Origin of the sequence: Streptomyces sp. NPDC012769, from assembly GCF_042901205.1 — a bacterium.
GTDB lineage: Bacteria > Actinomycetota > Actinomycetes > Streptomycetales > Streptomycetaceae > Streptomyces.
This window is the reverse complement of sequence record NZ_JBIBCP010000002.1, coordinates 447,453-465,526: the sequence shown is the minus strand read 5'-3', so window position 1 is coordinate 465,526 and position 18,074 is coordinate 447,453. Positions and strand designations below refer to the sequence as shown.

At 71.6% G+C, this 18,074-nt stretch carries 18 protein-coding genes; 8 read left to right on the top strand and 10 right to left on the bottom strand.

Features of this window, described 5'->3' with window-relative positions; translation table 11 throughout:
* Both nadD and ACFY7C_RS10890 read right to left on the bottom strand, forming a co-directional pair.
* Complete coding sequence (nadD, locus tag ACFY7C_RS10895; protein WP_389647099.1) at window positions 1-621, bottom strand: nicotinate-nucleotide adenylyltransferase; 621 nt, start codon at window positions 619-621, stop codon at window positions 1-3.
* A 53-nt stretch (window positions 622-674) separates the two neighbouring features.
* On the bottom strand, window positions 675-836 hold the full coding sequence (locus tag ACFY7C_RS10890) for a hypothetical protein (RefSeq protein ID WP_389647096.1): 162 nt from the start codon (window positions 834-836) through the stop codon (window positions 675-677).
* 209 nt (window positions 837-1,045) lie between these two features.
* On the opposite strand from ACFY7C_RS10890, the gene ACFY7C_RS10885 reads away from it, so the two are divergent.
* On the top strand, window positions 1,046-2,191 hold the full coding sequence (locus ACFY7C_RS10885; protein ID WP_389647093.1) for a M48 family metallopeptidase: 1,146 nt from the start codon (window positions 1,046-1,048) through the stop codon (window positions 2,189-2,191).
* Here ACFY7C_RS10885 and ACFY7C_RS10880 read toward each other — a convergent pair.
* From ACFY7C_RS10880 to rfbA, 8 genes are all read right to left on the bottom strand, one after another.
* A complete protein-coding gene (locus ACFY7C_RS10880) occupies window positions 2,176-3,258 on the bottom strand; it encodes a hypothetical protein (protein ID WP_389647090.1) in 1,083 nt (360 codons plus the stop codon). The genes ACFY7C_RS10885 and ACFY7C_RS10880 overlap by 16 nt on opposite strands.
* A 144-nt stretch (window positions 3,259-3,402) precedes the next feature.
* Window positions 3,403-3,945: a hypothetical protein gene (locus tag ACFY7C_RS10875; protein ID WP_389647088.1), complete on the bottom strand. Its 543-nt coding sequence runs from the start codon at window positions 3,943-3,945 to the stop codon at window positions 3,403-3,405.
* A gap of 89 nt (window positions 3,946-4,034) precedes the next feature.
* On the bottom strand, window positions 4,035-5,318 hold the full coding sequence (locus ACFY7C_RS10870; protein ID WP_389647085.1) for a glutamate-5-semialdehyde dehydrogenase: 1,284 nt from the start codon (window positions 5,316-5,318) through the stop codon (window positions 4,035-4,037).
* Between the two features lie 101 nt (window positions 5,319-5,419).
* A complete protein-coding gene (locus ACFY7C_RS10865; RefSeq protein WP_389647082.1) occupies window positions 5,420-5,899 on the bottom strand; it encodes a hypothetical protein in 480 nt (159 codons plus the stop codon).
* 178 nt (window positions 5,900-6,077) lie between these two features.
* On the bottom strand, window positions 6,078-7,199 hold the full coding sequence (proB, locus tag ACFY7C_RS10860) for a glutamate 5-kinase (RefSeq protein ID WP_389647079.1): 1,122 nt from the start codon (window positions 7,197-7,199) through the stop codon (window positions 6,078-6,080).
* A gap of 96 nt (window positions 7,200-7,295) precedes the next feature.
* A complete protein-coding gene (gene galE / locus ACFY7C_RS10855) occupies window positions 7,296-8,285 on the bottom strand; it encodes a UDP-glucose 4-epimerase GalE (protein WP_389647076.1) in 990 nt (329 codons plus the stop codon).
* 272 nt (window positions 8,286-8,557) lie between these two features.
* Entirely contained in the window at window positions 8,558-9,166 is a 609-nt protein-coding gene (gene rfbC, locus ACFY7C_RS10850; RefSeq protein ID WP_389647073.1) for a dTDP-4-dehydrorhamnose 3,5-epimerase, read from the bottom strand.
* 19 nt (window positions 9,167-9,185) lie between these two features.
* Window positions 9,186-10,064 carry a glucose-1-phosphate thymidylyltransferase RfbA gene (gene rfbA, locus ACFY7C_RS10845; protein WP_389647071.1) on the bottom strand — a complete coding sequence of 293 codons (879 nt, stop codon included), beginning with the start codon at window positions 10,062-10,064 and terminating at the stop codon, window positions 9,186-9,188.
* Between the two features lie 148 nt (window positions 10,065-10,212).
* On the opposite strand from rfbA, the gene rfbB reads away from it, so the two are divergent.
* The 7 genes from rfbB to ACFY7C_RS10810 all read left to right on the top strand — a co-directional run bounded on the left by rfbB (window position 10,213) and on the right by ACFY7C_RS10810 (window position 17,981).
* Window positions 10,213-11,202 (top strand): dTDP-glucose 4,6-dehydratase, encoded by a 990-nt coding sequence (rfbB, locus tag ACFY7C_RS10840; RefSeq protein ID WP_389647068.1) that lies wholly within the window; start codon window positions 10,213-10,215, stop codon window positions 11,200-11,202.
* Window positions 11,199-12,176, top strand: a complete 978-nt coding sequence (rfbD, locus tag ACFY7C_RS10835; RefSeq protein WP_389647065.1) for a dTDP-4-dehydrorhamnose reductase — start codon at window positions 11,199-11,201, stop codon at window positions 12,174-12,176. The genes rfbB and rfbD overlap by 4 nt, the downstream gene beginning before the upstream one ends.
* Window positions 12,173-13,441 carry a lipopolysaccharide biosynthesis protein gene (locus tag ACFY7C_RS10830; protein WP_389647063.1) on the top strand — a complete coding sequence of 423 codons (1,269 nt, stop codon included), beginning with the start codon at window positions 12,173-12,175 and terminating at the stop codon, window positions 13,439-13,441. The genes rfbD and ACFY7C_RS10830 overlap by 4 nt, the downstream gene beginning before the upstream one ends.
* 145 nt (window positions 13,442-13,586) lie before the next feature.
* Window positions 13,587-13,964: a DUF2304 domain-containing protein gene (locus ACFY7C_RS10825; RefSeq protein ID WP_389647060.1), complete on the top strand. Its 378-nt coding sequence runs from the start codon at window positions 13,587-13,589 to the stop codon at window positions 13,962-13,964.
* Window positions 13,961-14,695 (top strand): glycosyltransferase family 2 protein, encoded by a 735-nt coding sequence (locus ACFY7C_RS10820; RefSeq protein WP_389647057.1) that lies wholly within the window; start codon window positions 13,961-13,963, stop codon window positions 14,693-14,695. Before ACFY7C_RS10825 ends, ACFY7C_RS10820 begins: the two co-directional genes overlap by 4 nt.
* Entirely contained in the window at window positions 14,692-15,627 is a 936-nt protein-coding gene (locus ACFY7C_RS10815; RefSeq protein ID WP_389647054.1) for a glycosyltransferase family 2 protein, read from the top strand. Before ACFY7C_RS10820 ends, ACFY7C_RS10815 begins: the two co-directional genes overlap by 4 nt.
* Window positions 15,628-15,734: 107 nt before the next feature.
* Window positions 15,735-17,981: a CDP-glycerol glycerophosphotransferase family protein gene (locus ACFY7C_RS10810; RefSeq protein ID WP_389647052.1), complete on the top strand. Its 2,247-nt coding sequence runs from the start codon at window positions 15,735-15,737 to the stop codon at window positions 17,979-17,981.
* Window positions 17,982-18,074: the final 93 nt, after the last annotated feature.

Below are 18,074 nucleotides of genomic sequence, written 5' to 3'. Positions count from 1 at the left end.
TCACTCGCCGCGGTACAACTGGCGCTTGTCGATGTAGCGCACCACACCGTCCGGGACCAAATACCAGACCGGGTCGCCCTGCGCGACCCTCGCCCGGCAGTCGGTGGAGGAGATGGCGAGCGCGGGGACCTCGACCAGGGACACGCCGCCCTTGGGCAGACCGTCGTCGGTGAGGTCGTGACCCGGTCGGGTGACGCCGATGAAATGGGCGAGCGCGAACAGTTCCTCGGCGTCGCGCCAGGTGAGGATCTGTGAGAGCGCGTCGGCGCCGGTGATGAAGAACAGGTCCGAATCGCTGTTGAGGGAGCGCAGGTCCCGCAGGGTGTCGATGGTGTACGTCGGGCCGCCCCGGTCGATGTCGATGCGGCTGACGGAGAACTGCGGGTTCGAGGCGGTGGCGATGACCGTCATCAGGTAGCGGTCCTCGGGCGCCGAGACGGCCTTGTGGCTCTTCTGCCACGGCTGCCCAGTCGGCACGAACACCACCTCGTCGAGGTGGAACAGGGCGGCCACCTCACTGGCGGCCACCAGGTGTCCGTGGTGGATCGGATCAAACGTTCCGCCCATCACGCCGAGGCGGCGCTTGCCGCGACCGCCAGTAGGCACTTCCTGCTCTCCCATGCGTGCAGAGCCTACTGGCACGGCGGCGGACGCCGGATCAGCGGCCTCGGGGCTCAGCGGTCGCGGTTGAAGCGGGTGGTGATCCACAGCAGCAGGAGCAGGGCGGCGAGGGAGCCGAAACCGGTGAGGTACGGGTTGAGGCTGTCGTGGTTGCCGCCGTGCTCGCCCTCGGAGGCGAGCGTGACCAGGTTGGCGGCGGTGGCGTGGAGGCTCATCTTCGGCAGGACCTTCGATCGGGGATGGGAGCGAGACTTCGCGCACATCGTATGCGGGAGGTCGCGGCGCGCTCACGCCGACTCAGGCGTTGGCGTCCCCGGAGCCGTTCGCCGGAGTTATCCACAGGCTCCGGCACACGGTGGTCGCCTCCCCTAGGCTGGGTTGCGTCAGGGGGACGAGCACCGACTCGTACGAACAGGGGGCATCCATGACCGAGAACCACCAGGGGAACCTGCCCGGCAGGCAGCGCAAGCGCTTCCCGGACATCTCCTCGCGGGCCTACGAGCACCCGGCCGACCGCTCGGCGCTGGTCGCGCTGCGGAAGCTGAGCGGCTTCGACACCGTCTTCAAGGCGCTGAGCGGGCTGCTGCCCGAGCGCAGTCTGCGACTGCTGTTCCTCTCGGACTCCGTGCGGGTGAGCGACGCGCAGTTCTCGCATCTCAACGACATGCTGCGCGACGCGTGTTACATCCTGGACCTGGAGAAGGTCCCGCCGATGTACGTCACGCAGGACCCGAAGCCGAACGCGATGTGCATCGGCCTGGACGAGCCGATCATCGTGGTCACCACCGGTCTGGTGGAGCTGCTCGACGAGGAGGAGATGCGGGCGGTCGTCGGTCACGAGGTGGGCCACGCGCTCTCGGGCCACTCCGTGTACCGGACGATCCTGCTGTTCCTCACCAACCTGGCGCTGAAGGTCGCCTGGATCCCGCTGGGGAACGTCGCGATCATGGCGATAGTGACCGCGCTGCGGGAGTGGTTCCGCAAGTCGGAGCTCTCGGCCGACCGGGCGGGGCTGCTCGTGGGCCAGGACCTCCAGGCCTCGATGCGCGGCCTGATGAAGATCGCGGGCGGCAACCACCTCCACGAGATGAACGTGGACGCATTCCTCGCCCAGGCCGACGAGTACGAGAAGGGCGGTGACCTGCGCGACTCCGTGCTGAAGATCCTGAACGTGCTGCCGCGCTCGCACCCGTTCACCACCGTGCGCGCGGCCGAGCTGAAGAAGTGGTCGGAGACCCGCGACTACCAGCGGATCATGGACGGCCACTACCCGAAGCGCACGGAGGACGGGGACACCTCGGTGACCGACTCCTTCCGCGAGTCCGGGCGGCACTACGCGGAGTCGGTGCGCAACAGCAAGGATCCGCTGATGAAGCTGGTCACCGACATAGCCGGCGGCGCCGGGGACCTCGCGGGCGATCTGGGCGAGAAGCTGTTCGGCCGCTTCGGAGGCAACGGAGGCGCGGGCACCGGGGCCGGCGGCGGCCAGGGTGCCAAGGGCGCGCCGGGCGACGACGAGCGCGGCACCGGTGGCGACGGGACCGGCGGGCGGGGTCAGAGCGAGGGCTGAGCACCGGGCGCGAGGGTGCCGCAGAGCGAGGCGATGGCGGGCCGGCCCGTGGCGTACGGGTCGGTGACCTCCGGCCGGCCGCGGTCGGCGGCCCGCTCGCCCGCCAGCAGCGGGCGCAGGGCACCGGTGGGGTCGGCGTCGCAGGACTGCGGGCCGGCCTGGACGGTGCTGGTGAGCAGCTCGGCTCGGTGCATCCGCAGGTCCTCGCGGTCGAAGCGGAAGCGCAGCTCGCGGTGGACGGTGAACAGCGAGGCCTGGGGGGCCGGGCCGCTGCCGGAGGTGGCGGGGCGGACGGCGTAGGTGAAGGTGTGGTTCGCCGTGATCTCCAGCAGGTCGGTGTTGATCTCCGCGAAGCGCAGGGTGCCCTGGACACGGACGGCGGGGTCGGCGAGGACGACCCGGTCCGGGTCGAAGCGGACCAGCCAGCCGGCGACGGCGTGCCGGCCGTCGTCCTTGGGCGATTCGACGCTCCGGTCGAACTGCTCCTGCTGGTCCGGGTCGACGAGCAGGCGGGGCGGGCGGACGGTCGCGCCGGCCAGGACGTCAGGTTCGAGGGAGGAGGCGACCAGATAGTCCTTGGCGATGCCGAGGGCGGTGACCACCTGGCTCTCGGAGAAGTGGCCGGTGCGGCCGGCCAGGGGGAGGTTGATGCCGGCGGCGCCGGTGCGCTGCTCGGCGGCGGGGCTGCGGGCGAAGAGCCGCGCCGGTTCGCCGCCCGGTACCGGGCCCTGCGGGGCGAGGGGGACCAGCGTGGTGCGCAGCGCTTCGGCCGGCTGGTCGACGGGCGGCTGGTAGGGGTTGCGGACGCCGAGGTAGACCGCGGTGCCGAAGGCGATCACGATCAGCAGGACCAGCAGCATGGCCTGGCGGGAGCCGCCGCCGCGGCTCTCCCCTGGGGGCAGGGAGCGGACCGCCTGGGCGTGCTCGCCCATCCGCTCCTGGGCGGAGAACTCCTGGAGCCGGGCAGCCCGGACGAACGCCTCGTCGAAGACGACGGATCGGTACTCGTCCTCACCGCCGGGGACCCCGTCCGGAGTCCCCTCAGGCGGGTCGCCACGCCCTGCCATACCTTCAGGGTAGGTCGGTGGGCGCCCCGGTAAACGCCCAGGTACACGACAACTTCGGAAGAATTCGGACGCCGTGGGTCCGAGGTATTCCGACAGCGTTGCGGCGAACGGGCGAGGGGCGGCCGTGGGCCCTCGCGGGGGCCGCTAGCGGGCGCCGGGAACGGCGGGGACGCCGGCCGCCGAGGGCGTCCCGCGGGGCTTGTCCACGTCGGTGGTGGCCGGCGGGGGGATGCGGTCCTGGCGGTTGGCCGAGGCTCCCCGGTAGACCGCGCTGAAGGCGAGGGCGACCATGCCGACGCCCATCACCAGGGCGAGCACCCAGGCGACCGGCCGGTGCCAGCGGGCGCTGCTCCGGTAGGGGCGCAGGGCGCCGCCGTGGGGCCCGTAGGGGCCGAAGTCGTCGTCGGCGGTGTCGGGGTCGTGGTCCTCGGAGAAGCGGCCGGGATCGTGGCCCTCGTCGTCGGCGAGACCGGCGACGGCCCGGGCGCGGGCGGCCTCGGCCTCGGCGCGGGCCTGGGCGGCGGCGAGCAGCCGTTCGACGGCGGTCGGCTCGTGGATCTCGGCGGCCCGGACGAAGTCCTCGTCGAAGACCACGGTGGCGAAATCCTCGTCGGCGCCTCCGCGGTCGACAGAGTCCTCGGGGTCTCCGCCGTCCTGGAACGGCCTGCCCCCCACGTCGTCCGGCACGGATTCAGAGTAGACCGGGAAGGGGGTTTTGGGCAGGGAGAGCGCGAACTGTCCCTGCCCTCGGCCGACGGCCGAACGGGGGACGCCGGTTACCGGATGTGACCGTCGCCGGTCACGATGTACTTGGTGGAGGTGAGCTCGGGAAGGCCCATGGGGCCGCGGGCGTGGAGCTTCTGGGTGGAGATGCCGATCTCCGCGCCGAAGCCGAACTGTCCGCCGTCCGTGAAGCGGGTGGAGGCGTTGACGGCGACGGTGGTCGAGTCCACCAGCTGGGTGAAGCGGCGGGCCGCGGCCTGGGAGGTGGTGACGATGGCCTCGGTGTGGCCGGAGGACCAGAGGCGGATGTGTTCGACGGCCTTGTCGAGGGAGTCGACCACGGCGGCGGCGATGTCGTAGGAGAGGTACTCCGTCTCCCAGTCCTCCGGGGTGGCCGCGACGACGGTGGCCTTGCTGCCCTCGGCACGGGCGAGGACCCGCTCGTCGGCGTGGACGGTGACCCCGGCCTCGGCCAGGGCGTCCAGGGCACGCGGCAGGAAGGCGTCGGCGATGTCCCGGTGGACCAGGAGGGTCTCGGCGGCGTTGCAGACGCTGACCCGGTGGGCCTTGGAGTTGATCAGGATCTCGACGGCCATGTCGAGGTCGGCCTCGGCGTCGACGTAGACGTGGCAGTTGCCGGTGCCGGTCTCGATGACCGGGACGGTGGACTCCTCGACGACCGTCTTGATCAGCGAGGCGCCGCCGCGCGGGATGAGGACGTCGACGAGGCCGCGGGCGCGCATCAGCTCGCGCACCGAGTCGCGGGACTCGCCGGGGACGAGCTGGATGGCGTCGGCGGGCAGCCCGGCGCCTCCGACGGCGTCGCGCAGCACCTTCACCAGGGCGGTGTTGGAGGAGTACGCGGAGGACGAGCCGCGGAGCAGGACGGCGTTGCCGGACTTGAGGCAGAGGGCGGCGGCGTCGACGGTGACGTTGGGCCGGGCCTCGTAGATGATGCCGACGACGCCGAGCGGGACGCGGATCTGGCGCAGGTCGATGCCGTTGGGGAGGGTCGAGCCGCGGACGACCTCACCGACCGGGTCGGGCAGGGCGGCCACGTGCCGGACGTCGGCGGCGATGGCCCGCACCCGCTCGGGAGTGAGGGTGAGCCGGTCGATGATGGCCTCGCTGGTGCCGGCCTCCCGGGCGCGGGCGATGTCCTCGGCGTTGGCCTCGACGATCTCGGCCGTGCGGACTTCGAGGGCGTCCGCGATCGCCAGCAGGGCGTCGTCCTTCGTCGCGCGCGGGAGTGGCGCGATTTCGGCGGCCGCGGCGCGGGCCCGGTAGGCGGCCTGTGCGACCGGGGACATGTTGTCGAAGGGCAGGAACGAGGTCATGTCCGCAGGGTACTGGCACCTCTGCGGACATCCCTCACGTATCTCACCGCCGTCCCGCAGTGCGAGACGTCCTGGACACCGCCCGACCGCCCCGGTGCCCGTCAGTACGGGTGGACGCCGACCGGGGCGGCCGGTGGCGGGCCGTAGCCCTCGGCGATGCGCTGGTGGTAGGTCTCGCGGTCGATGACCTCGAGGCCGACGATCTCCCAGGGCGGCAGCTTGGCGCTCTGCCGGTGTTCGCCCCACAGCCGCAGGGCGACGGCCGCGGCGTCGTGGAGGTCGCGGGCCTCCTCCCAGTAGCGGATCTCGGCGTGGTCGTTGGCATAGCGGCTGGTCAGCAGGAAGGGGTGGTCGTGGGCCAGCTGCTCCAGAGCGCGCCGCACCTCCTTCAGCGGGGCCTCCGCTCCGGAGACGCTGAGGGTGATGTGCCAGAGCTTGGACAGCTCCCGCTCCGGGGTCCTCCCGTCCGTCTGCTCGGGCGCGTCCTGCTCGTACTCGTCGAAGTCGGCTCCGGCCTCGACGCTCGTCAGGGCGCGTTCGGCCGTCCCGCGGGGCAGTGCCCCTGGGCGCGCTCGTCTCACCGGCGGCCTCCTGTGTGATGCCTGTGCTGCGTGCTGCTGCATGCTGCTGCGTGTGCTGCGCGTGTTGTCGTCCCCGCCCTCTCCGTGCCCCCAGAGAAAGTTGACCAGCCCGCGGCGGCGCATGGGGCGGTTTTGGTGAAGGTCCCTACCGGATGACCAGACTTTCAGCCGTTTCGGTTCACATGACGACCAGGTCGTCACGGTGCACGACCTCGCGCTCGTACTCCGGTCCGAGTTCGCGTGCCAGGTCGTGGGTGGAGCGGCCGAGCAGCCGGGGGATCTCCTTGGCGTCGAAGTTGACGAGCCCGCGGGCGACGGCGCGGCCCTCGGTGTCCCGCAGCTCCACCGGGTCACCGGCGGTGAACTCGCCCTCCACGGCGGCGATTCCGGCCGCGAGCAGCGACTTCTTGCCCTCCACCACGGCCCGTACGGCCCCGTCGTCGAGGGTGAGCGCGCCCTGCGGGGTCGAGGCGTGGGCGAGCCACAGCAGCCGGTCGGCGGAACGGCGGCCGGTGCGGTGGAAGTAGGTGCCGGTGTCGCGGCCGGCGAGGGCGTCGGCGGCGCGGCTGGCGGAGGTGAGGACGACGGGGATGCCGGCGGCGGCCGCGATCCTGGCCGCCTCGACCTTGGTGACCATGCCGCCGGTGCCGACGCCCGCCTTGCCGGCCGAGCCGATCTCGACGTGGGCGATGTCGTCGGGCCCGGTGACCTCGGCGATCCGCGAGGTGCCGGGCTTGGACGGGTCGCCGTCGTAGAGGCCGTCGACGTCGGAGAGCAGGACGAGCAGGTCGGCGCGGACCAGATGGGCGACGAGGGCGGCGAGCCGGTCGTTGTCACCGAAACGGATCTCGTCCGTGGCGACGGTGTCGTTCTCGTTGACGACCGGCAGGGCGCCCATGGCGAGCAGCTGGTCGAGGGTCCGGTAGGCGTTGCGGTAATGGGCGCGGCGGCTGGTGTCGTCCGTGGTGAGCAGGACCTGGCCGACGCGGATGCCGTACCGCGCGAAGGAGGCGGTGTAGCGGGCGACGAGCAGGCCCTGGCCGACGCTGGCGGCGGCCTGCTGCCGGGCGAGGTCCTTGGGGCGGCGGGTGAGGCCGAGCGGGGCGAGGCCCGCGGCGATGGCGCCGGAGGAGACCAGGACGATCTCCTTCTCGCCGCCGCTGCGGACCTTGGCGAGGACGTCCACGAGGGCGTCGACGCGGTCGGCGTCGAGGCCGCCGGAGGCGGTGGTCAGCGAGGACGAGCCGACCTTCACCACGATCCTGCGGGCTTCCGTCACGTACTGCCTGGCCTCTGTCACCTGCGTCGTCCTCGCCGTCATGCCGCTGCTCGTGCTCGCGCGCTCGTGCGCTCGCTCGGCGAGCAATCTACGCGAGCGGCGCCGGGCGCCGCCCGTCTATTCCGCCGGGTGGACAGCGCTCCCGGTGTGCGCCTCCCAGGCCGAGGCGATCATGGAACGCACGTCGTGGCGGGCCTTCCAGCCCAGCTCGGCGGCGATCCGTTCGCAGGAGGCGACCACCTTCGCCGGGTCGCCGGGGCGCCGGGCGACGACCTCGGGCTCGACGGTCCGGCCGGTGACCTCGCGGACCAGGTCGATCATCTCCCGTACCGAGACGCCCTCGCCGCGGCCGATGTTGAGGGTGGCATCGCGGAACTCGCCGGCCGCGGCGAGCTCGGTGAGCCGGCGCGCGGCGGCCAGATGGGCGTCGGCGAGGTCGGCGACGTGGATGTAGTCGCGGACGCAGGTGCCGTCGGCGGTGGCGTAGTCGTCGCCGAAGATCAGCGGCGGCCGGTCCTCGTCGAGCCGCTGGAAGACCATCGGGACGAGGTTGAAGACACCGGTGTCGGCGAGTTCGGGCGCGGCGGTGCCGGCCACGTTGAAGTAGCGAAGGCAGGCGGTGGCCATGCCGTGGGCGCGGCCGACGGAGCGGACCATCCACTCGCCCGTGACCTTCGTCTCGCCGTACGGGCTGAGCGGCGCGCACGGGGTGTCCTCGGTCACCAGCTCGGTGTCGGGCATGCCGTACACGGAGGCGGAGGAGGAGAAGACGAAGCGGTCGACACCGGAGGCGGCGGCCGCGTCGAGGAGGATCTGGAGGCCGCTGACGTTCTCGCGGTAGTAGAGGAGCGGGCGCTCGACGGACTCGCCGACGGCCTTCTTCGCGGCGAGGTGGACGATGCCGCGGACCGCGTGGTCGCGCAGGACCCGGTCGAGGAAGGGCCGGTCCAGGACGCTGCCGCGCTCCAGGGGGACGCCGACCGGGACCCTGGCCGGGTCGCCGGTGGAAAGGTCGTCGAGGACGACCGTCCGCTCACCGGCCTCGGCCATGGACTTGACGACATGGGAACCGATGTAGCCGGCGCCGCCGGTGATGAGCCACGTCATTCGGGCAGCCTAACGCGAACGGCGCGGAGCGAGACGAAGCGGCGGGGGTGGGCGCCGGGTCGTCCGGCCTCGGCCCGGAGCCCGCGGGCACCGTCGGCGCGCCGCGTCCCGCGGGCCGGCCCGGCCCCACCGCGCCCGAACCTCCGCGCCCCGCCGCCCGCCCGGACGGCGGCGGCCCCACGACAACGGCCCGGACCACGACGGCCCCACGGCAACGGCCCGGCGTCCCCCACACGGGAACGCCGGGCCGCCGCTGCGGAACGGGTGTGGGCTCAGCCCCGGCCCTCCGCCAGCGAGCGGCGGAACGCCAGGCACTCCTCGTACACCGGCAGGATCCCCGCCTCGCGGGCCTGCGCGAGGGTCGGGCCCTGGGCGTCCTTCGCGGACAGCTCGGGCTCGCCGTCGACCGGCCACTCGATGCCGATCTCCGGGTCCAGCGGGTACACCGTGCGCTCGCGCTGCGGCGCGTACCCCTCGGAGCAGAGGTAGCTGACGGTGGCGTCGTCGGTGAGCGCGCAGAAGCCGTGGCCGAGGCCCTCGGAGAGGTAGACCGCCTTGCGGTCCTGGTCGTCGAGGCGCACGGCCTCCCAGCGGCCGAAGGTCGGCGAGCCGACCCGTACGTCGACGATGATGTCGAGCACGGCGCCGCGCACACAGGTCACGTACTTGGCCTGGCCGGGCGGGACGTCCGCGAAGTGGATGCCGCGCACGACCCCGGCGGCGGACACCGAGAGGTTGCCCTGCTTCAGACCGAGCGGGTGCCCGACGGCCTCGGCGAGCGCGTCGGCCTTGTACCACTCGAGGAACAGGCCGCGGGCGTCACCGTGCTGCTGCGGGACGAACTCCCAGGCACCCTCGATGCCCAGCGGGTTGACCTTCATCGGAGCGATCGTTCCTCTCTCAGGCCTGCTCGGCCTCGTACGCGAGCAGGTTCAGCAGGTAGTCGCCGTAACCGCTCTTGGTCAGCGGCTCGGCGAGGGCGCGCAGCCGCGCGTCGTCGATGAAGCCGGCGCGCCAGGCGGCCTCCTCCAGGCAGCCGATCTTCATGCCCTGGCGCTCCTCGACCACGCGGACGTACTCGGAGGCCTGGACGAGGGACTGGAAGGTGCCGGTGTCGAGCCAGACGGTGCCGCGGTCGAGGACCGAGACCTGGAGCTCGCCGCGGTCGAGGTAGTACTTGTTGACGTCGGTGATCTCCAGCTCGCCGCGGGCGCTGGGCTTCAGGCCCTTGGCGATCTCGACGACCCGGCTGTCGTAGAAGTAGAGGCCCGGCACCGCGTAGCGGGACTTGGGCTTCTTCGGCTTCTCCTCGATGGAGCGGGCGCGGCCCTGCTCGTCGAAGTCGACGACGCCGTAGGCGGTGGGGTCGGAGACGGCGTGGGCGAAGACGACGCCGCCCTCGGGCGCGCTGTAGTGGGCGAGCTGCCGGCCGAGGCCGACGCCGTGGAAGATGTTGTCGCCGAGGATCAGCGCGACGGGCTCGTCACCGATGAATTCCTCACCGATGACAAATGCCTCGGCAATTCCGTTGGGGTGCTCCTGAGTGGCGAACTGGATGTCGAGTCCGAAATCGGACCCGTCGCCCAGAAGCCGCTCGAACTGCGGACGCTCCTCGGGCCCCGTGATGATCAGAATCTCTCTGAGACCCGCCATCACGAGGGTCGACAGGGGGTAATAGATCATCGGCTTGTCGAAGACCGGCATCAGCTGCTTCGACACGGCCCGGGTGATCGGCCACAGTCGGGAGCCGGTACCACCGGCGAGCAAAATTCCACGCATGGGCACGCAGCCTACGGCAGGCGCGTGGGGCCGGAAGCCACCGCCGCCGGGCAGCGGCCGGGGAGCCCTCGTGAGAACGGTCACGGACGGCCGGACGAACGACGTGCGAACGGACGCCGGAACCGGTGCCCATAGAATGGGCCGCCTTATGAGGATTCTCGTCACCGGCGGCGCCGGGTTCATCGGTTCACAGTTCGTGCGGGCAATGCTCTCCGGAGAGCTGCCTTCGGGTGAGGGTGCCCAGGTCACCGTCCTGGACAACCTCACCTATTCGGGCAACGAGGCCAATCTCGCCCCGGTGGCGGATCTGCCCGGCTACACCTTCGTGCACGGGGACATCCGTGACCACGGAGTCGTCGACGACGCCATGCGCGGTCAGGACGCGGTGGTGCACTTCGCCGCCGAGTCCCACGTGGACCGCTCGATCCTCGACTCCTCGCCCTTCGTGACGACGAACGTGCTCGGCACCCAGGTCCTCCTGGACGCCGCCAAGCGCCACCGCGTCGGCCGCTTCGTGCACGTCTCCACCGACGAGGTCTACGGCTCCATCAGCGAGGGCTCCTGGACCGAGGACTGGCCGCTCGCGCCGAACTCGCCGTACTCGGCCTCCAAGGCCGGCTCGGACCTGCTGGCCCTCTCGTACCACCGCACCCACGGCATGGACGTCGTGGTCACGCGCTGCTCCAACAACTACGGGCAGTACCACTTCCCCGAGAAGATGATCCCGCTGTTCACCACGAACCTGCTGGACGGGAAGAAGGTGCCGCTGTACGGCGAGGGCCTGAACGTGCGCGACTGGCTGCACGTCTCGGACCACTGCCGCGGCATCGAGATGGTGCTGCGCGGCGGCCGCGCCGGTGAGGTCTACCACATCGGCGGCGGCACCGAGGTGACCAACAAGGAGCTCACCGGTCTCCTCCTCGACGCCTGCGGCGCCGGCTGGGACATGGTCGAGCACGTCGAGGACCGCAAGGGCCACGACCTGCGCTACTCCCTCTCCATCGACAAGATCCGCAATGAGCTCGGCTACACCCCGCTCGTCACCTTCGAGCAGGGTCTCGCCGACACCGTCCAGTGGTACCGCGACAACCGCACCTGGTGGGAGCCGCTGAAGGCCAAGGCGGCGCTGTCCGCATGAGCACCGAGCAGCACACCGGCGCCTCGTCCTCGCAGACCCGCTGGCTGATCACCGGAGCCGCCGGCATGCTCGGCCGCGACCTCGCCGAGGTCCTGGCCGAGGCCGGCGCGAAGGTCACCGCCCTGACCCGCCAGGACCTCGACATCACCGATGCCGAGGCCGTCCGTGCCGCCGTCGCCGGTCACGACGTGATCGTCAACACGGCCGCGTGGACCGACGTCGACGGCGCCGAGACCGAGGAGGCCGCGGCCACCCGGATCAACGGGGACGGCCCGCGCGCCCTCGCGGCGGCCTGCGCCGAGAACGGCGCCGTGCTGCTCCAGGTCTCCACCGACTACGTCTTCCCGGGCGACGCCACCGAGCCGTACCGGCACGACGCCCCCACCTCTCCCGTGAACGCCTACGGCCGCGGCAAGCTGGCCGGCGAGCTGGCCGTCACCGAACTGCTGCCGGAGCGCGGCTATGTGGTGCGCACGGCGTGGCTGTACGGGGCGCACGGCCGGAACTTCGTGTCGACCATGCTGGGTCTGGCCGAGCGGCGCGAGACCGTCGACGTGGTCGACGACCAGCGCGGCCAGCCGACCTGGACCCGTGCGCTGGCCCGCCAGCTGCGGGACCTGGGCGAGGCGGCCGTCGCGGGCCGGGCCCCGGCGGGTGTCTACCACGGCACGGCCTCGGAGACGGCGACCTGGTTCGACCTGGCCCGGGCGGCCTTCGAGCTGACCGGTCTGGACCCGGAGCGGGTGCGGCCGACCACGTCGGACAAGTTCGTGCGTCCGGCCCGCCGTCCCTCCTACAGCGTGCTCGCGCACGAGCGGTGGGCCGAGGCGGGCGTGGCGGCGCAGCCGCACTGGCGCGACCAGCTCGCCGAGGCCCTGCGGGTCATGGCCCCGGGAGCCCCCGCGCACCAGGCCCCCGCTCAGGAGACCCCTGCCCAGGAGACCCCTGCCCCCGGCGGACGGTCCGGCGCGTGACCCTGCTCGACCGCATCACCACCGTCCTGCCGCGCGGCACCGCCGTCGTGGGCATCGGCACCGCGCTGCTCGGCGGCGCCAACTACGTCCACCTCGCGGCGGCGGGCCACTCGCTGTCCGTGGACGACATGGCGAGCTTCTCGGTCCTGTGGACCATCGTCGCCTCCGTCGGGCTCGGCCTGTTCTTCCCGGTCGAGCAGGAGGTCACCCGACTGGTGGCCGCCCGCGTGGTGGCCGGCGACGGCTCCCTGCCCGTGCTGCGGCGCGGGGCGGTGCTCGCCGGCGGACTGCTCGCGGCCGTACTGCTGCCGCTGGCGCTGTTCGCCGGGCCGATCGCCGACCTCTTCTTCCACGGCGACCGGGCGCTGGTCCTCGCGCTCGGCGGTGCCTTCACAGCACTCGCCGTGGCCCACCTGACCCGCGGCATGCTCGCCGGGCTCGGCCGTTTCGAGGCGTACGGGCTGCAGCTGGGCCTGGACGGGCTGCTGCGGATCGTGCTGTCCGCGGCCCTGGCGCTCGCCGGGGTCGGCTCGTCGTTCCTGTTCGCCGCCGTGATGACCGCGGCGCCGCTGGTCTCGGTCCTGCTGACCCTGCCGCCGGTGCTGCGCGGGGCGCGGTCCGGGTCGACGGCGCAGTGGCGGGAGCTCATCGAGCACCTGGGCCTGCTCGTCGGGTCCACCCTGCTGGCGCAGGTGCTGGTGAACGTCGCGGTGGTCAGCACCAAGCTGATCGCGACGGACGACAGCGCCCTGGTGGCGGCCCTGCTGTCCGCGCTGGTCCTGGCGAGGGTGCCGCTGTTCGCGTTCGGTGCCTTCCAGGCGTCGCTGCTCGCCGGCCTGTCGACCGCGCAGGCCGAGGGCGACAGCCGCGGCTACCGGCGGCTGCTGCTGCGGGCCTGTGCGATGACGGCGGGTCTGGGCGCGGCCTTCGGCATCGGCGCCGTGGCGCTCGGCCCCGTGCTGCTGCCGGTGCTGTTCAACTCACCCGACGTGCTCGGACCGCTGGACTTCGTGTGGCTCTCGCTCGGCACGACCCTGTACATGCTGGCGATGGTGCTCGGCCAGGCGCTGCTCACCAGCGGCGCCGTACGGCAGCAGCTGATGGCCTGGATCGTGGGCACGGCCGCGCTGGTGGCGGTCACTCTGAGTCCACTGGAGCTGCGCGGCAGGGTCGAGATCGCCTATGCCGTGGGGTCACTCGTCGTGGTCACCGTCATGACGCTCGTTCTTCGCTCTCGTGTAGTCTACCGTTCGGTGCACTCATAGGAATGATCTCCATTCCCTCACTCTCCGTGATCGACAGACGGACAGTGAATGCAGCCGTACGGCGCCCTCCGCCCCCCTCCTTTGGAAGTAGACAGGCCGTTTCCATGAGTCGTCCGATAGACCGGAGCCCGGCGTGAAGTTGTGGATGCTGACTTCGGTCACCGGAGTCTTTCTCGTCGCGTGCATCGTCGAGCTGCTGCGCCGTCGCAAGCTCAAGGAGAAGTACGCGTTCCTCTGGGTGCTCACCGGACTGGTGATCATCCCGCTCGGTTTCTTCCCGAGCGGTCTCGACTCCGTCGCGCGTGCGGTGGGTGTCGCCTCCGGCGTCAGCCTGATCCTCTTCCTCAGCGTCGCCTTCCTCTTCATCGTCTGCCTCCAGCTGAGCTGGGAGGTCGGCCATCTCGAAGAGGAGGGGCGCACGCTTTCGGAGGAAGTGGCGCTGCTCCGCGTGGACGTCGGGGAGCTGCGCGAGCAGCTCGCGCAGCAGACCGGCACGACGACCGGGCAGGGGGGCCGCAAGTGATCGACGGCAAGCGTGTACTGATCATCATGCCCGCGTGGAACGAGGCCGAGGGCGTCGCCGACGTCATCAAGGAGGTCCACACCACGCTTCCGGGTGCCGATGTCCTCGTCGTGGACGACGGCTCCGCCGACGACACCAGCGCCGTGGCCCGCTCCGCCGGCGCGACCGTGATGACGCTCCCGTACAACCTCGGCGTGGGCGGCGCGATGCGCGCCGGCTACCGCTACGCGCACGACCGCGGCTACGACGTCGCCATCCAGGTCGACGCCGACGGCCAGCACGACCCGCGCAACGTGCCGGAGCTGCTGGCGCGCCTGGAGGCGGGCGCCGACCTCGTCATGGGCGCGCGGTTCGCCGGCACCGGTGACTACGAGACCCGCGGTCCGCGCAAGTGGGCCATGCTGGTGCTCGCGTTCTGGCTGTCGCGGATGGCGAAGACCAGACTGACCGACGTCACCTCGGGCTTCCGCGCCTCCAACCGTGACCTGATCGACGTCTTCGCCCACTGGTACCCCGTGGAGTACCTGGGCGACACGGTGGAGTCCACCATCGCCGTGGTCCGGGCGGGCTACCGCATCGAGCAGGTGCCCGTCGCCATGCGCCCGCGCGCCACCGGCACCCCGAGCCAGTCCCCGTGGAAGGCCACGCTCTACCTGGGCCGGATCGGCATGATCCTGCTGCTCGCGCTCAGCCGCCGCTCCGCCCTCGGTCCCAAGAGGAAGGGCAAGTGACAGCGGTGCCAAACCCCGACAGGGCCGACACCACCGACCGTCTCGGCACGCTCGACATCATGCTGCCGCACTACGGCGACACCGCCCTGATGCAGGCCGCGGTGCGCAGCGTCCTCGACCAGACCGACAAGGACTGGCGGCTGACCGTCGTCGACGACGGCAAGGAGGAGGGCGTACCCGAGTGGTTCGCCTCCCTCGGCGACACCCGCGTGCGGTACCAGCGCAACGAGCGGAACCTCGGCATCACCCGGAACTTCCGCAAGTGCGTCGACCTGGTGGAGTCCCCGTACTTCACCATGCTCGGCAGCGACGACCTGCTGCTGCCGACCTACGTCGAGACGATGCGGGCCGCCGTCGCGGCCGTGCCCGACGCGGCGATCTACCAGCCGGGCGTCGAGGTGATCGACGAGCACGGCAACCCGTCCACGTCGCTGGGCGACGAGGTCAAGAAGCGGCTGTACGCGCCGAAGAACACCGGTCGGCGGCTGGTGCTCTCCGGCGAACCGCTCGCCGCGAACCTGCTCGGCGGCAACTGGCTCTACTTCCCCTCGATCGTCTGGCGCGCCGACGCGGTCAAGGGGATCAGCTTCCGGGAGGACCTGTCGGTCATCCAGGACCTGGCGCTGATCATCGAGCTGATCAAGCGCGGCGAGAAGCTCGTGGTCGAGCCGGTCACCGCCTTCCGCTACCGGCGCCACTCGGGCAGTCTCTCCTCCGCCGAGGCCGCCACCGGAGGCCGCTTCGCCGAGGCGATCCAGTTCTTCGGGGAGGTGGCCCGGGACCTCGACCGGCACGGCTGGCCGAAGGCCGCACGCGCCGCCCGCCTGCACCTGTCGATGCGGCTGCACGCGCTGACCCTGCTCCCCGGGGCGCTGCGCCGCCCGGCCGCCGTACGACGACTGCTCGCATACGCTCTGACCAGCTCACGATGACCGTCCCGCGGGGCGGCGGGACGATCCCGCCGCCCCGCGGAGTCCGTCCGCCCCCTTTGCGCCGACCGCCCCTCGTCCGCACCCCGTACGTCCGGAAGCCAGCCCTCATGACTCCCACGCACACAGCAGCCCGGCCATCGGCGGCCGCTCCCCGGTTCAGCATCATCGTCCCGGCCTTCCGCGTCGAGGCGTACCTGCGGGACTGCCTGGACTCCGTCCTCGGCCAGTCCTTCCAGGACTTCGAGCTCATCGCGGTCAATGACGCCTCGCCCGACGCGTGCGGCGAGATCATGGCCGAATACGCGGCGGCGGACCCCCGGGTGGTCGCGGTCCAGCTCGCCGAGAACGTGGGCCTGGGCCGGGCCAGGAACGCGGGCATGGCCCGCGCGAAGGGCACCTATCTGCTGTTCCTGGACAGCGACGACACGATGCTGCCGGGCTCGCTCGCGGCCATCGAGCAGCGGCTCGCCGAGACCGCCGATCCCGAGCTGCTGGTCTTCGACTACTCCCGTACGCACTGGGACGGCCGGATCACCCCCAACGCCAAGGCGAAGGTGCTCGTCGACAGCCCGCGCGGCGCCGTCGGCCTGGCCGACAACCCCGCCCTGCTCGACCTGCTCCAGGTCGCCTGGAACAAGGCGTACCGCCGTGACTTCGTGGAGCGCTGGGGCTTCGAGTACCCGCACGGCTACTACGAGGACACCCCCTGGACCTACCCGGTGCTGGTCGCCGCCGAGTCGATCGCGGTGCTCCCCCGGGTGTGCGTGCACTACCGGCAGCGCCGCCAGGGCAGCATCCTGCACAGCACCAGCCGTAAGCACTTCGACGTCTTCGACCAGTACGAGCGGGTCTTCGCGTTCCTCGACGCGCATCCCGAGTTCGACAGCTGGCGCGGCCCTCTCTTCGACCGGATGATCACCCACTTCCGGGTGGTCGAGAGGTCCCCCGGCCGGCTCCCCGCCGAGGCCCGCGAGGAGTTCCGTACGAAGTTCCTCCAGTACGAGAACGCCTACCGGCCCGCCGGGCACGTCACCCCGCCGGCCAGGAGCGTCTCCGGCCCCCGCAAGGCCGTCGCCAAGCTGCCCGCCCCGCTGCGCGGCGCCGCCCGGCGCGCCTACCGCACCGCCCGCCGGGTCAAGGCGGCCCCGCGCAAGCTGCGCAAGCCGCTGCGCACCGCGGTCCTGGCCGGCTACTACCGGGCCCAGCGGATGCTGCCGGTGCAGAACGACACGGCCGTCTTCGCCGCGTACTGGAACACGGACTACGCCTGCAACCCGGCCGCCGTCCACCAGAAGCTGCTCGAACTGGCGCCCAAGGTGAAGACGACCTGGGTCCTCAAGCCCGGCTCGCGCAACACCCCGCCGCCCGGCACGCAGGTCGTCCGCCCCGGTTCGTTCGGCTTCTGGCGGGCGATGGCGCGCGGGAAGTACTTCGTCAACAACGTCAACTTCCCCACCCGCGTGGTCAAGCGCCCCGGCCAGATCCATCTGCAGACGCACCACGGAACCCCGCTGAAGCGGATGGGCGTCGACCTGGCCGAGTTCCCCGTCGCCCAGGGCGACCTCGACATGAAGACGCTGATGCAGCGGGTGGACCGCTGGGACTACAGCGTCTCCGCCAACAGCTTCACCACCGCCGTCTGGGACCGCGCCTACCCGGCCGAGTACCGCTCGCTGGACTACGGCTACCCGCGCAACGACGTCCTGGTCCGGGCCGGAGAGGACGAGCGGCGGGCGGCCCGCGAGAAGCTCGGCCTGGACGCGGACTCCACCGTCGTCCTGTACGCGCCGACGCACCGGGACTACCAGGGCGTGCCCAAGCCGCTGCTCGACCTGGAGCAGCTGGCGGCCCGGCTCGGCGAGGGCTTCACGGTCCTGTCCCGGGCCCACTACTTCCACCTGGACGACCCGGCCGGCACCGGCCCGAAGGACGGCTCGGGCGTCATCGACGTCAGCCGCCACCCCTCGGTGGAGGAGCTGTTCCTCGCCGCCGACTGCCTGCTCACCGACTACTCGTCGCTGATGTTCGACTACGCGCTGCTCGACCGGCCCGTGGTCATCTACGCCAACGACTGGGAGGTCTACCGCGCGACCCGCGGCACCTACTTCGACATCCGCGCGGAGTCCCCGGGCCATGTGGTGGAAACCGAATCGGACCTTCTGGACGTCTTCCTCTCCGGGCGCTGGTCCGACGACGAGTCCGCGAAGCTGCGGACCGAGTTCCGCAGGCGCTTCTGTGAGTTCGACGACGGTTTCGCGGCGGAGCGCGTGGTACGCAAGGTCTTCCTGAACCAGGAGAATGAACCGCCGGTGGCACATCCCACGGAGCGCCCCGGTCCACGCACCCGCGGCTAGAGCTACCGTGTCCGGCGAGCCGTACGTCGCCGTCACACACGAACACCTTGAGGAAAGGCGCAGTACCCAATGCCTCCCCGCCTGTCAGTCGTC